The organism is Maridesulfovibrio ferrireducens (genome assembly GCF_016342405.1).
GTDB lineage: Bacteria > Desulfobacterota > Desulfovibrionia > Desulfovibrionales > Desulfovibrionaceae > Maridesulfovibrio > Maridesulfovibrio ferrireducens_A.
Window position 1 is genome coordinate 80,214 of the sequence record NZ_JAEINN010000012.1, and the last position, 12,871, is coordinate 93,084.

15 protein-coding genes are annotated in these 12,871 nt (G+C 44.3%); 12 read left to right on the forward strand and 3 right to left on the reverse strand.

The features are described 5' to 3' along the window. Positions 1-74 precede the first annotated feature (74 nt). A complete protein-coding gene (rimP, locus tag JEY82_RS13455; RefSeq protein ID WP_092162116.1) occupies positions 75-542 on the reverse strand; it encodes a ribosome maturation factor RimP in 468 nt (155 codons plus the stop codon). A gap of 462 nt (positions 543-1,004) precedes the next feature. On the opposite strand from rimP, the gene JEY82_RS13460 reads away from it, so the two are divergent. From JEY82_RS13460 to fliW, 12 genes are all read left to right on the forward strand, one after another. Beyond that, positions 1,005-1,277, forward strand: coding sequence for a hypothetical protein (locus tag JEY82_RS13460; RefSeq protein ID WP_304086279.1), 273 nt, complete (start codon positions 1,005-1,007; stop codon positions 1,275-1,277). A gap of 183 nt (positions 1,278-1,460) precedes the next feature. Further along, complete coding sequence (gene flgF, locus JEY82_RS13465; RefSeq protein ID WP_304086282.1) at positions 1,461-2,228, forward strand: flagellar basal-body rod protein FlgF; 768 nt, start codon at positions 1,461-1,463, stop codon at positions 2,226-2,228. A 17-nt stretch (positions 2,229-2,245) separates the two neighbouring features. Then, positions 2,246-3,028: a flagellar basal-body rod protein FlgG gene (gene flgG, locus JEY82_RS13470; protein ID WP_304086284.1), complete on the forward strand. Its 783-nt coding sequence runs from the start codon at positions 2,246-2,248 to the stop codon at positions 3,026-3,028. A gap of 71 nt (positions 3,029-3,099) precedes the next feature. Next, positions 3,100-4,107, forward strand: a complete 1,008-nt coding sequence (gene flgA, locus JEY82_RS13475; RefSeq protein ID WP_304086285.1) for a flagellar basal body P-ring formation chaperone FlgA — start codon at positions 3,100-3,102, stop codon at positions 4,105-4,107. Between the two features lie 21 nt (positions 4,108-4,128). After that, positions 4,129-4,827 (forward strand): flagellar basal body L-ring protein FlgH, encoded by a 699-nt coding sequence (locus tag JEY82_RS13480; RefSeq protein ID WP_304086288.1) that lies wholly within the window; start codon positions 4,129-4,131, stop codon positions 4,825-4,827. 60 nt (positions 4,828-4,887) lie between these two features. Beyond that, positions 4,888-6,021: a flagellar basal body P-ring protein FlgI gene (locus tag JEY82_RS13485; RefSeq protein WP_304086291.1), complete on the forward strand. Its 1,134-nt coding sequence runs from the start codon at positions 4,888-4,890 to the stop codon at positions 6,019-6,021. A 1-nt stretch (position 6,022) separates the two neighbouring features. Beyond that, a complete protein-coding gene (locus JEY82_RS13490) occupies positions 6,023-6,781 on the forward strand; it encodes a rod-binding protein (protein WP_304086294.1) in 759 nt (252 codons plus the stop codon). 76 nt (positions 6,782-6,857) lie between these two features. Further along, entirely contained in the window at positions 6,858-7,337 is a 480-nt protein-coding gene (flgN, locus tag JEY82_RS13495) for a flagellar export chaperone FlgN (RefSeq protein WP_304086296.1), read from the forward strand. After that, on the forward strand, positions 7,337-9,475 hold the full coding sequence (gene flgK / locus JEY82_RS13500) for a flagellar hook-associated protein FlgK (protein ID WP_304086298.1): 2,139 nt from the start codon (positions 7,337-7,339) through the stop codon (positions 9,473-9,475). The genes flgN and flgK overlap by 1 nt, the downstream gene beginning before the upstream one ends. A gap of 39 nt (positions 9,476-9,514) precedes the next feature. Next, entirely contained in the window at positions 9,515-11,080 is a 1,566-nt protein-coding gene (gene flgL / locus JEY82_RS13505; RefSeq protein WP_304086300.1) for a flagellar hook-associated protein FlgL, read from the forward strand. A 153-nt stretch (positions 11,081-11,233) separates the two neighbouring features. Then, on the forward strand, positions 11,234-11,473 hold the full coding sequence (csrA, locus tag JEY82_RS13510) for a carbon storage regulator CsrA (RefSeq protein ID WP_031482008.1): 240 nt from the start codon (positions 11,234-11,236) through the stop codon (positions 11,471-11,473). Further along, a complete protein-coding gene (fliW, locus tag JEY82_RS13515) occupies positions 11,449-11,901 on the forward strand; it encodes a flagellar assembly protein FliW (RefSeq protein ID WP_304086306.1) in 453 nt (150 codons plus the stop codon). Before csrA ends, fliW begins: the two co-directional genes overlap by 25 nt. Positions 11,902-11,997: 96 nt before the next feature. Here fliW and flgM read toward each other — a convergent pair whose 3' ends face one another. Next, complete coding sequence (flgM, locus tag JEY82_RS13520) at positions 11,998-12,297, reverse strand: flagellar biosynthesis anti-sigma factor FlgM (RefSeq protein ID WP_304086309.1); 300 nt, start codon at positions 12,295-12,297, stop codon at positions 11,998-12,000. Positions 12,298-12,359: 62 nt separating this feature from the next. Next, positions 12,360-12,776, reverse strand: coding sequence for a DVU0524 family FlgM-associated protein (locus tag JEY82_RS13525; protein WP_304086312.1), 417 nt, complete (start codon positions 12,774-12,776; stop codon positions 12,360-12,362). Positions 12,777-12,871 lie beyond the last annotated feature (95 nt).

A 12,871-nucleotide genomic window follows, 5' to 3' on the forward strand; every position in this document is an offset into this window, starting at 1 on the left:
TCGCTCCTCCGCTTCGGTACATTGTTCAAGGCATATAACGCGTACCGGCAAGCCAAATAATTGCCTGATTTGTATTATTTAAACTCGTGAATGAGTTTTGCTTTTCTAATTCTGTCCCATTCCAGTTTGACAGGCTCTTCCTGATCTGCAAGCTGGAGCACTAAACCTTCATCGTCGGTTTCGATTAAAATTCCGCGAAAGTTTTTACGCTCTTCAAATGACATGATGAGCGCAACTTCCAATTTTTTACCGATGTTGGCTGCAACCTGTTCAGGTTTGAAAAATTTGCGTTCTAATCCCGGAGAGGAAACCTCTAAAACGTATGCGTTGTCGATAACTTCTTCAACTTCAAGCATAAGTCCTATTTCTCTGCTCACCTTGGCGCACTGATCAATGCTGACACCCGACTCGTTCTCAATATAAATGATTACGGTCGGACGGTTTGCGGAGGTCACTTCAACACCCCAAAGTGAAAGTCCCATGGCACCGAGTGCAGGTTCCACGAAATCACTTATTTTCTTGGCTAATGAGCCTTGCTCCACGATAATCCCCGTTTTTATTGTCGCTTGGCGACCAAAATAAAAAAAGTGGACCCGAAAAAGGCCCACCTCAGCATCTTAAACCCAACAAAAAGGTTACAGTATGAGGCCTGATGCGGAGTGAATAGGTGTGCCAAGCTTCTTTTAAGAAGTATATTGCTCACCAAATAACAAACTCTGAGATACACCCGCACCGAGGACAGCAACTTAGGCGTATCGATTTGCAATGTCAAGCCTTGTGATTTTTTAAGCTGAGAGGCTTTTGGTACTGTAGGAGAGTCTTTTTACTCAGTCCGGGTATCTTGTAGAATTAATACCATATAAGATAGGCTTACAGCAAATCATATTCGCAATTGTAAATTGTAGGGAATTTATCAATATTTTAAGACTAGCTTGATGATTTGACATGTTCGGATCATGTGTTATTTTATAGGTAGATATACGTAAATAAAAAGCGGGTGAATTATGCCTATTCTTACAGATAATATTATAGCAGGGCCAGCAGGGCACATCACAGCCGGACCAGCCGGGTCTTTTTCCGCGGGTGGTCCCGGTGCAGTAATAGCAGGGCCGGCAGGTCATGTTCAAATTTTACCGGCGACTCAAGGTGTAAGAAGTGCTGATGCCACCATGGCCTTCGAAGTTTTGGATGCGACACAGGGTTTTGAGGGCGTGGACGCAACTCAGGCTGTTTTCCCAGAATCATCTGTCGGGGTTGTTATTCATTATACGGCCTGATTATATCCCCATAAACATGTTTTGAACTGTCCCGGTTGAGTTAACACTCAACCGGGATTTTTTTTATTCAAAATTATTCTTCTCACTCTTCATACCTCATTATTTGATTTTTATCTTTTGTTCATATTGGCCTGCTGTTTGCAAGTACAGTTGCAAGCAATCGCCTTTTTTAGGAGAAAAGATATGCAAACCAGTACATTTAGTGCCCTTTTTGGGGCCATGTCCAACGAACACAGGGTTAATATCAGCGCCAATAATTTGGCGAACGTGAATACTACAGGCTTTAAACGGGACACCTGCGCTTTCGAAGACACCTTTGTTAAATTTGCTCACGATTACGTTGTGGATGCAAAGCCGTTCATACGGGACAAAAACATGTTTCCGGAGCCTAAAATAATGGCCCGACCAAGGTTGTCTGAAGAGGTCATAGATATGTCTCAAGGCTCTTTTCAAAAAACCGGTAACTCACTTGATTTTGCTATCAGGGGTGACGGATTTTTCAAAGTTCAGAAGGACGGAGGCGAGTTCTACACTCGTAACGGGGTGTTTACTCTCTCTCCTGAAGGAAACCTGATGACTGAGCAGGGTTATCCTGTGATGGCTTCCGGGGGTGTTGTGGCGATCCCTCCAAGGGCTGAAGTTACAGTTGATGGAACCGGAGTTATCCGGGCGAACGGGGAGGAGCTTGCGCAGCTTGATTTTGTTGAGGCTGTAGACCCTCGAACCGTAAAGAAAGAGGGCGAAAATTTATATACAATCGGCGGAGAGGTTCTTCCTGGAACCGGAGATATTCTTCAAGGGTTTATTGAAAAATCCAATGTTGAAGTTGTAACTGAAATGGTCTCTATGATCGAATGTCAGCGCAGCTTCGAAATGTATCAGAAAATGATTTCCGGCACTGATGAACTTGACAAGAAAGTTATTCAGCAAGTCGGTCAGACAGCAATGTAACATAGGGGGATAGAGTTATGATGCGTTCTCTTTGGACAGCTGCAACAGGAATGGTTGCACAGCAGACTCATATTGATGTTCTTTCGAATAACCTTGCCAACGTAAATACTCAGGGTTTCAAGAAAAGCAGGGTTGAGTTTGAGGATTTGATGTACCAGACCATGCAAATTGCCGGGACTCAGGTTCAGGGTGGCAACAGGCTTCCTACAGGTATGCAGATTGGTATGGGTGTTAAGGAAGTAAGTATCCATAAATTTTTCAGTCAGGGTTCTTTTGAAAATACCGGAAACCCGCTGGATATGGCAATTGAAGGACGCGGTTTTTTCCGTATCGATCATAATGGCGAAGACGGTTATACCCGTGCCGGAGCATTTAAACTTGATAATGAAGGGCGTGTCGTAACCTCTAACGGATATGCACTACAGCCTGAATTTGTTGTTCCTCCTGAAGCTGTTAACGTTGTTGTCTCTGAAAAAGGCCATATGGCAGCTCTTGATAAGAACGGTATTGAATTGGCGGCAGTTGATATTCCTATTTATGATTTTATCAATGAAGCCGGACTTAATGCTGTCGGTAAAAATCTCTATGTGACAACTGAAGCTTCCGGTGCGCCGGTAGAAGGAGTGCCCGGAGATGACAGGTTCGGAACCATCTCTCAGGGGTATCTTGAAGGTTCAAACGTGGAGTTGGTAGATGAAATGGTAGGACTTATTGTCGGACAGAGAGCTTATGAAACCAACTCCAAAGTTCTAACAACTTCAGATTCTATGCTTCAGACCGCAATTAATGTGAAAAGATAAACCGGGTGAAGGGTAATGTCGTCATTCGGCGGGATTACTTGATTTCTCCTGCTCGGAACAGGGTGGTACTTATGACGTTTGCAGAAAGATATATAAACCTTAGCAGGGCATCAGTAATGTTTCTGGTAATAGCAGCTATAGCTGTTCTTGCTGTTACTTCTGCTGATGCGGCAACAAAGGAAAATAATGATTGGCGTATAGTCATCAAGTCTGCTGCAACTGTTAACGATGCGAGAGTCAGGCTTGGAGATGTTGCTGATTTTTATGGCAATCTTCCGGCTGAAACGAAGAGAGATCTCTCACAAGTAGAGTTATGGAATGCGCCGCCCAGAGGTCGCAAACCCATAAGTGTTAACCGCACGAAACTTAAAGTCATCTTAAAGCACTATCTCGGTGATATGATCTCAAATTGCGTACTTCCTGCCACTTTGACTATTCAATCCGGCGGTAAGGTTATGAGCGGAGCAGAGCTTCAACGAGTGGTTGTCAAAGTCTTGACTCCTCGTGCCAGAGCTTTGGATGGTAATTACAAGTTCAGAGATTTCAAACTGCCGGATCATCTTTTTTATTCTGATGTAATGGACAGTTTGAAAGTTCAACTGCCGCAGAATTTGAAGCCTGGAAATAATTCTTTCAGAATGGAAATAGTCAGCGTCGACGGACAGGTTTTGCGTAATTTGTCCGGTAGTGTGTTTATGGATCTTTGGAAGCCTGTTCCTTGTCCGGTTCGCCCCCTGAATCGCAAGGAAATACTTACACCAGACCTGATTACTTGGAAAAATCAAAATATGGCTCATATGGGTGACAGGGCTTGGGATGGCAAAGGCGGTCCTTGGAGAGTCAGGGTTCCTGTCGGAACCGGACAGCCTATTATGAAGTCCTCCATTGAGCCTGCTCCGGTCATTGCACGCGGGGATAAAGTCTCCTTAGTTTTTCAAAGTGCTCACCTGCGTTTGACTACTCCCGTCGAGTCATTAGAGGACGGAGGCGTTGGGCAGACCATAACGGTACGCAACTTGCAAACTAAAAGAAAAGTTATTGCTAAAGTTCTCAACGCTCAGACTGTTTCAGTCAGGTAAGTAACCGCGGAGGAAGGAAAAATGAAAAAATCAGTATTGGCAGTTTCGCTATTAATAATCCTTAGTGCCGGATGCACACCTGCCAAGCAGACCCCAACACCTATGCCGGTTATGACTCCGCCAGTGTCTTACGAACCGGAAGCGTTGAATAATCCGGGATCTCTCTTTTTACCTTCAAATTCAGAATATCTTTTTGATGACAACAGAGCTCGCAGAATCGGCGATATAGTTGTTGTGACTGTTACTGAAATCAGCAAGGGCAAGCATACTTCGAATTCAAAAGCTGAGCGTGAAAATAAAACAGGTATGAGCGTCTCGAATTTCTACGGGGGTCCTTTAGCTGTAGTAGATGCTTTCAACCTTAAGGGAAATGCCGGAGATACTCCGCTTATCGGCTCTGATACTTCCAACAAATTTAAAAGTACCGGCGAAACAAAGAATGAGTCGACTCTCACAGCTTCTGTTGCCTGCCGGATAGTTAGAATTCTTCCCGGCAATGTCATGCAGGTTGAAGGTGCAAGGCAGGTCAGAATTAATGAAGAAACACAGGTTCTGGTTGTTCGCGGTCTGCTCAGACAGAGAGATATCGGCCCCAGCAACACTGTGCAGTCCAGTTATCTTGCAGATGCTCAGATTGAAGTCTACGGACGCGGCATTCTTGCAGATAAGCAGAGACCCGGATGGCTCTCAAGAATTCTTGATAACGTATGGCCTTTCTAGTCAGCATAATATTTTCAGCAGTTTAATTTCGAGTCAAAGTTGACCAAACCGGAGGATAAGATGAAACGTGGTAATAGGATGAACAATATATCAGCAGGGTTTACGGCAACCATACTGCTTTTGTTCGTCATATTTATGCACGCACAGCCGGTAGAAGCTGTCCGTTTGAAGGATATTTCTTCTTTCAGTGGTGTGCGTGACAATGCTCTGGTCGGATACGGTCTTGTTGTCGGTCTTTCGGGCACCGGTGACGGAACGAATTCGGCTTTCACGATTACCTCCATGATGAACATGCTCGAAAAAATGGGTGTGCAGGTTGATCGCAGCTCCATCAAGCCCAAGAACGTTGCGGCGGTAATGGTAACTGCTAAAATGCCGGTATCTGCTAAGCCCGGCGCACCGCTTGATGTAACAATTTCATCCATCGGTGACTCTAAAAGTCTTTTCGGCGGAGTGCTGCTGCTTACACCTCTTAAAGGTATAGACGGAAATGTTTATGCCTTGGCACAAGGAGCGCTTACTGTAGGTGGTTTTTCGGCCACCGGTGAAGCCGCAACTGCTTCGAAGAACGTAGTCACTGTTGCCCGGATTCCTAACGGAGCAACAATTGAAAGATCAGTTTCTTTTGCCTTTAATAAGCAGAGAAAGATTACCATCAATCTCGGTATGTCAGATTTCGGAACCATCATGCAAGTTGTTAAAAGGATAAATACTGCTATCGGCGGGAAATACGCTACAGCAGTTGATGCTTCAACTGTAGATCTTGCCATCCCTGATAATTTCAGAGGAAATATGGTTCCTTTGATGGCTTCCCTTGAGAATCTTGAAATCAGCCCGGATGTAAAAGCGAAAGTCGTGGTTGATGAAAAGACAGGCACAGTTGTTCTCGGACGTAACGTACGCCTGACCAAGGTCGCAATCGCTCACGGAAACTTGCAGGTGATCATTGCTGAAGGCGCAGATGTCAGCCAGCCCGGTCCGTTTGCTCCTGAAGGTGCTCAAACAGTCACTACCCCTGAAACAGACTTACAGGTTGAAGAAGATAATAACAGGCTGATGCTTGTTGAAGGTGCCACTTTGCAGGAACTGGTTGACGGATTAAATGCTATCGGCGCAACCCCGCGTGACCTCATATCCATTCTCAGGACAATGAAGGTTGCCGGAGCACTGCACGCAGAACTGGAGGTCATATAACATGATTATCACCGGACATGATGCTGCTACAGCAAAAGCAAGTGCCGAAGGTCAGGAACTGCTTGGTTTTAAGAATCAATTGAATTCTCTCAATGATAAAATCTCAGGCGGCAAAGATGTCGAAGAAGGCCTCCGTACCGCTTGTAAGAAGTTTGAAGCTGTCTTTATGGGTAAAATCTGGAAGCAGATGCGTAAGGGCGTTGAGAAGTCCGGTTATCTGAGCAATCGGTATGAAGACCAGTATACTTCAATGTTTGATAAGGACTTTTCGGAAAAGCTTGCTGATGGCGGCGGAATCGGACTCGGAGACATGCTTTATCAGCAGCTCAGGTCAAAGCTTGATAACGCCAGCAAAGCGACTCTTCCCGGAACCGGAAACTCTACAGGACTTAAGACTCTTGATGAAGTAGGACGCAAAGGTTCAAGGGAAGGTGATCATCTTAAAAAGAATGAAAATATCGGGGCTAACGGTATTCCGGGGATTCCACTTCCTAAGCCGGGGATTGCTCTGGATGACTCCGATTTTCCTTTTGCTCATCAGGTTGAAAGAAAGCTGTCTCGTGAAATGGAAGCTATAAATGAAGAGACTGAGTCCGGAACTGAAAAGTCCGCTGTGAAAGATGTTTCTTTTTTGAGCAGACCGGAAGCAATGGCCAGGATTGAAAATTTGGCTCGAAGAATTGAGATGGAACATGACAAGAAAGTTTATGGAAAGGGAGTCACTGCTGACGAAATTGGCAGGAAACTTGCTGGTATATAAGTACAGGATTTGTATATTAAAAAGAAATTTTACTAATCTCAATTAAAATAGTTGCTTAGCAGTTAGGGGAGATGAAATGATTAGACTCATACAGGAAAATATTAACAGGCAGTCAAAGGCTGTATTGTTGCTTTTCATGCTCCTTAAGGAAGAATTTTCCTTACTTATGAACAAAGATCCTCATGGAGTGACTAGAGTTGAGATGGTAATTCAGGAGCTTATGCGCCAGATTGCCTCTGAACGTATGTCCCTTAGAGGCTTAGTTCAAAAAGTTGACCCTGCTGCGAAGAGAATGAAAGAAATTTTGCCGGCACTTGCTGATGAGCAGAGAGAGAAAATTGAGAATCTGCTTGCCATGATGGATACTCGTGAACAGGAATGCGCGGTTCAGGCTACTAAGAATCAGCAGCTTGCACAGGCCTTGCTGGATCAGTCCTCTTCAATGCTTGATTTTTTGCATCGCGAAATAACACCTAAGAATCATAATGTTTACTCCGCTCGCGGGAGATACCAGAACGTAGCACCACCAGCAACACTGATTAACGGGAGATTGTAATGCCCGGCGTAAATTCCCTTTTTAACTTAGGCACTGGGGCTTTGTTTGCCTCCCAGTCAGCCATTCAGGTTACCGGTGATAACATTTCGAATGTTAACACTGAGGGGTATTCACGTCGTAACGTACGTCTTGAAGAAAATGCCAGCATCAACTGGAAACCCGGTCAGATCGGTACAGGTGTCAGAGCTGCTGAAGTTTATCGTAATTTTGATCAGTTTATCGAGAACAGCTATAACGATAAATCTTCCCAACGTGAACGCTGGGATTCTCTGTATAATACCCTTGGCAGTGTAGAGAGTCTTTTTAATGAATCACGCGGTTATGGTATTAACTCCAGTTTAACAAAATTTTTCAATGACTGGCAGGATCTCGGTCAGCGTCCGAATGATGCCGCTTCCAGACAGCAGCTTTTGAATGATTCCAAAAACATGGTCAGCAGCCTGAACAGTATGCAGGGAGATTTGACTCGCTATCAGGAGCAGGTTGAAGATTATATCAGGCAGGACGTAAATTCCGCCAATGATCTGATGACTCGTATTGCGGATATTAATGGGCGTATAAATGTTGAACAGGTTGACGGTCAGAATAATCCGAATGCTCTTTACGATGAGAGAGCTCGTTTAGTTCGCGATCTGTCAAAGATAATGGATACGCAGACAATTGATAACGGCAAAGGGAGCATGACCATCATTACCAAGGCCGGACAGACTTTGGTAGATGGCGACAAACATTTCAGTCTTTCATATGAAGGTCCTCGCAGTCAGAATAATCTGAAGCCGGATTCTGATTTTGACGGACAAGCCTATTTCGATGGTTCAAGTGAATTTGAATATACTCTTGATGTTGTAGATTCAGGCAAGAACGTTGGTTCAGGTGCCGGAGCTGCACAGTTCAGAGTCTCACTTGACGGCGGGAATACATGGCTCAAGGATGCAGACGGAAACACAAGAACATTCTATGCCCGCGGTGAAGAGAAGGCCATACAGGTTGATGATCTGAAAATATGGTTCGGAACCGCTGATGATTCCGGTGCGGTCCCTGCAAATGATTTTACTAAGGGTGACAGATTCACAGTTGTTCCTAAGAGTGCCCTTTACTGGGTACAGAATACTTCCACCAAGGAAAACATCACTCCGCAGACTTCTTTCTCCGGTCAGGATGATAATAGAAGACTCTGCGGCGGTACTTTGACAGGTTATTTCTCTTTCAGAGATGAGCATGTAGGCAAATACAAGTCCCGCATGGATGCTCTGGCGAATGAAATGATCTGGCAGACCAACAGAATCCATTCACAGGGGTCCGGGCTTAAGGCTCACACTTCAATGGAAGGAACGTACTCTGTTACAACCGATGATACTGCTCTCGGCAGCGGTTCATCTGGACTGGCTTTTGCCGATAAACTGGAATCCGGAAATGCTATGATGTATTTCTATGATTCAACTACCGGTGAGCTTGCTTCTTCTGCTTCTTTCGGTCCTCTTGATTTTAGCGGAATAATTCCTCCCGGAATTGAAAATTTCGACCCAGACCAGCATTCAATGAATGATGTTGTCTCTGCCATTAACGATACTTTCGGAACTTATGTAAATGCTTCGGTTGTTAACCACAAGCTGCAGCTTAACGCAAAGCAGGGTTATGAGTTTCAGATGGGGACTGATACATCAGGACTTTATGCAGGGCTGGGCTTGAACACATATTTTTCCGGTTCCAGTGCAAGTGATCTCTCATTGAATGCAAAAGTCAGTGAAGATGTCGGGTATATAAATGCCGGGCATGTAAACGGAGCCGGAGAAGCCAACTCCGGGGACAACACAACCGCACTGAAAATCAAAGAGATGGCTCAGGGCAAGGTGACGATTACGACTCCTTTTGACGGGACGACCAGTCAGACTCTTATTGAATATTATGATTCTACTGTCAGTGTTGTCGGCGCGGATACTGGTAATGCGAAGTTCAATTTTAATTTTCAGAACACTCTGGCTTCTGATCTCAATCAGAAGCAGCAAGAAATTTCAGGTGTGAATATTGATGAAGAAATGAGTAACCTTATTAAGTTCCAGCATTCTTACACCGCAGCGGCAAAGCTAATCACAACCGCTGATCAGATGCTTCAGACTGTACTCGGGCTGAAAAATTAAGGCCGCAGGAACAATGAAAAAGGTTAACGGAGAAAGGTTATGAGAGTTACGCAACAAATGCTTTTCGGCACCTATGTGTCTAATATGAACAGATCTCTTACGGATCTGGTAGAAAGCAATATTCAGGCACAGACTCAGAAGAAGATTAATAAACCTTCTGATAACCCTGTGGGCATGGCGCGTATTCTTGACCACCGTGAAACTCTTGCAACTGTAAAGCAGTATCGAAATAATATTGATACCGCCAAGGGGTGGTTGTCACTTTCTGATACCACTTTGAATCAGTCTTCAACAATTATCACCAGAGCCAAGGAGATTGCTGAACAGGCTGCGTCCGGTACGATTACCGCAGATAACAGAGAACAGTTAAGTTATGAAGCCCGCCAGCTTTTTCAGCAACTTGTATCTCTCGCTAATACTGAATATGAAGGCAAGAGCATTTACGCTGGTCATAAGGTTGATCAGAACGCGTTTAAAGAAACCTTATGGATGACCACAAATGATTCTAATGTTTCTTCGCAGCAGTTCAGTATTGAGGGAAACACTGATAAAACTATAGTCGTTCAGTTCCTCGATTCAGGCAATATTGGAGCTGCAGACCTTGATTATCGTTATTCAAAAGACGGCGGGAAAACTTTTACTACAAAGACTTTAACAACCGGCACCAATACGCTGGATTTTGACGGCGTGACTATGTCCCTTGAAACCGGAACAACAGTCCGGGCCAATCCCCTCGCAAATACCAATGATTCAACTGGAACATGGATGTGGGTAAGGCCTACTGCTCAATACATGGGTGATGATGAAGATGCCGTAAACATTGTCGGAATGAACACAACCCTTGCCGGCGGCAGAACCAAAGCCGAGGGTGTTTTTACTAACGATGTTGTTGTAAGAATTGATTCTGCAGCCCAGCTTCAGTCTAATATCAGTTACTCTTACAGTATTGATGGAGGTATTAACTGGGTAGAAGGTAATGTTAAGTCGGCGGACGGAATTGCTTCAAATGCGGTTCTGAGTATTCCCGGCGGAATCTTGACAATATATTCAAATGCCGGAGCAGGCGGAACAAATCAGCTTCAATCTAATTCACAGTTTATTGTCAGACCTGATACTGCGGCTATAAATTTTCAGATTCAGGAAAATGAATATGTAAGAGTTAATGACGTTGGTAAAGATCTTTTCGGTGGAGTGTACCAGGCTCCGGGAGAATCTGCGGCCAGTACTGTTTTTAACGATGACAGTATGCTGACCGGAAGTAATGCCAGTTCGACTCAGAATTTACTTGAAACAATGGGTAATCTGGTTGCGTTTCTTGAAACCAATAATCAGTCCGGCGTTCAGGAATGTCTTGCCAGTCTTGATAAGTCACAGCAATATCTGCTCACTAAGCTGGCTGATGTCGGGGGCAGGGAGAATAGACTTGCTGTAGCGGATAATGTTCTTTCAAGCCTTGAATTGAATGAAAAGGAAAGAATCTCACATATTGAAGATATTGATGTCGGAGAACTTATGACTCAGCTTTCACAGCAGCAAATTGTTTACGAGGCAGTGCTGAAGAGTTCTTCAATGATTATGAAGATGAATCTTTTAAATTATATATAAGTATTTATTCAGTTGAGGACCGTATTCTGCTTGCCCGCAATGGCAATGATGCGGTAAGAGTTTTTTCAGTGGGTTGAAAATGTTCTCCGCAGTGGCGAATGTTTTTACTGAAAGCAAAAACGATCCGAAAGGATTACTTACACACAAGAGAATATGCTGATTCTGACTCGGAGACCGGGCGAAGCTCTTTACCTGGATGACAATATAAAAATTACGGTATTAAGTGTTCAAGGCAGGCAGGTTAAGCTGGGCCTCGAAATACCGCAAGAAACTACTGTCTATAGGGAAGAGGTTTACCTCAAAATTAAAGAACAGAACCGTATGGCGCTTGAAAACAGACAGCAGGACCTCTTTGCTGCGACCGAATTATGGCAAAAGAAAGAAAAAAAATAATCAGGACTCGGCTTGGCGAAAGAGAGATCACTGAGGAAGGGATTATTTACTTTTCCCGAGGTCTCATCGGCTTTGACGACAAAAGAGATTTTACTCTGATTCAGATCAGGGAAGATTCTCCTTTTCTGTTGTTGCAAAGTATTGAGGATCCTAACTTAGGTCTGTTAGTAGTCGATCCGTACAGTTTTATGGATGAATATGAAGTCAAGCTGAGTGATGCTGAAAAACGAATCCTCAGATTAGATAATGTTCGTCAACTGGGCGTGTTGGTCACTGTGACAATTCCTCCGGGAAGACCTGACGAAACAACTCTTAATTTGGGCGGTCCGATTGTGATAAACTCTGAAGCCCGCCGCGGCATGCAAATTCCGCAAGTGGATTCAAAATATCCAACGCACTACCGCCCGGCAAATGATGAGTCTAATTAGGACATTGCCGGGTATTTTGACGGGTTGAATTTATTCCCGTTTAATTGTTTAGAATGTGATTTACAGGTGAGACTCTTTATGGGTTTCACCTTTTTTTTAGCGCAAAAAGTCTATATCTTCACGGACAAGATTCATCGCAGTCTTGCGAATGTCAGGCTTGTATGTTCCTGCGCGCACCTGATCTCTTAAGTCTTTGACCTTCTGTTCTCTCATGTCGGGACTTTCTGCAGCAGTCTGCCTCGCTGTGCCGAGTAACTTTGCCTGCGACGAGACATTCACGACATCACGAGTGGACACAGAGCTTGTACTCTGTGACTGAGCCTTTTCTGCAGGATTCTTTACCCGGTTATCAGAATAGGCCTTGAGGGGGGCGTTGTTAAACTGGTTGATCTTCATGATCCCCTCCGGGGTTACCAGGGTTTGTTCATTTATAGGTTAAAAAAGGGTGATGGTGTAAATCAGAGCATTGTCCGGTCAACCTTTTCCAGTGTTATTTCCCACAATCGGTTCATAATTACCGACTTTTCTTCCGGAGGCAGATCTATAACGCCTTCAGCGCTTTTCTTGAGCACTTGAACATCACTTCCGTCAAGAGGGTACTCAAATAAGTACCTTTCTCCGAAATCCAACTCCAGCTGTTCTAGTATATCGGACACTACCGGATTTTCATTACCCGAGACAATGAGATTTTCGATAATTTCCCTTGAAATCTTTTCTATCAGCTCGCGGCGCCTTGCCTGCCGTGAAATAGTGACAACGTCAACAGACTCGCTCATTTTCAGGGCGCGCCTGAATCTGGCCAGTCTCTTGGCGTTCGTCAACTGCTTACCATAGGTTCGCAGCATATTTCTAATTTCGGCAGGGTTGTTAGCCACAGCATGTACTCCTTCTTATTAGCTCTATCGGCAGGTTGCTATGTATACTTTAGGGTGAAAATATGAAAAAAATATATTTAAATAAGTTTTAAATT

Excerpts from the sequence above, each read along its gene's own strand:
- JEY82_RS13460 (WP_304086279.1), top strand. The coding sequence starts at position 1,005 with ATGCCTATTCTTACAGATAATATTATAGCAGGGCCAGCAGGGCACATC.
- flgF (WP_304086282.1), top strand. The coding sequence starts at position 1,461 with ATGCAAACCAGTACATTTAGTGCCCTTTTTGGGGCCATGTCCAACGAA.
- flgG (WP_304086284.1), top strand. The coding sequence starts at position 2,246 with ATGATGCGTTCTCTTTGGACAGCTGCAACAGGAATGGTTGCACAGCAG.
- flgA (WP_304086285.1), top strand. The coding sequence starts at position 3,100 with ATGACGTTTGCAGAAAGATATATAAACCTTAGCAGGGCATCAGTAATG.
- JEY82_RS13480 (WP_304086288.1), top strand. The coding sequence starts at position 4,129 with ATGAAAAAATCAGTATTGGCAGTTTCGCTATTAATAATCCTTAGTGCC.
- JEY82_RS13485 (WP_304086291.1), top strand. The coding sequence starts at position 4,888 with ATGAAACGTGGTAATAGGATGAACAATATATCAGCAGGGTTTACGGCA.
- JEY82_RS13490 (WP_304086294.1), top strand. The coding sequence starts at position 6,023 with ATGATTATCACCGGACATGATGCTGCTACAGCAAAAGCAAGTGCCGAA.
- flgN (WP_304086296.1), top strand. The coding sequence starts at position 6,858 with ATGATTAGACTCATACAGGAAAATATTAACAGGCAGTCAAAGGCTGTA.
- flgK (WP_304086298.1), top strand. The coding sequence starts at position 7,337 with ATGCCCGGCGTAAATTCCCTTTTTAACTTAGGCACTGGGGCTTTGTTT.
- flgL (WP_304086300.1), top strand. The coding sequence starts at position 9,515 with ATGAGAGTTACGCAACAAATGCTTTTCGGCACCTATGTGTCTAATATG.
- csrA (WP_031482008.1), top strand. The coding sequence starts at position 11,234 with ATGCTGATTCTGACTCGGAGACCGGGCGAAGCTCTTTACCTGGATGAC.
- fliW (WP_304086306.1), top strand. The coding sequence starts at position 11,449 with ATGGCAAAAGAAAGAAAAAAAATAATCAGGACTCGGCTTGGCGAAAGA.
- flgM (WP_304086309.1), bottom strand. The coding sequence starts at position 12,297 with ATGAAGATCAACCAGTTTAACAACGCCCCCCTCAAGGCCTATTCTGAT.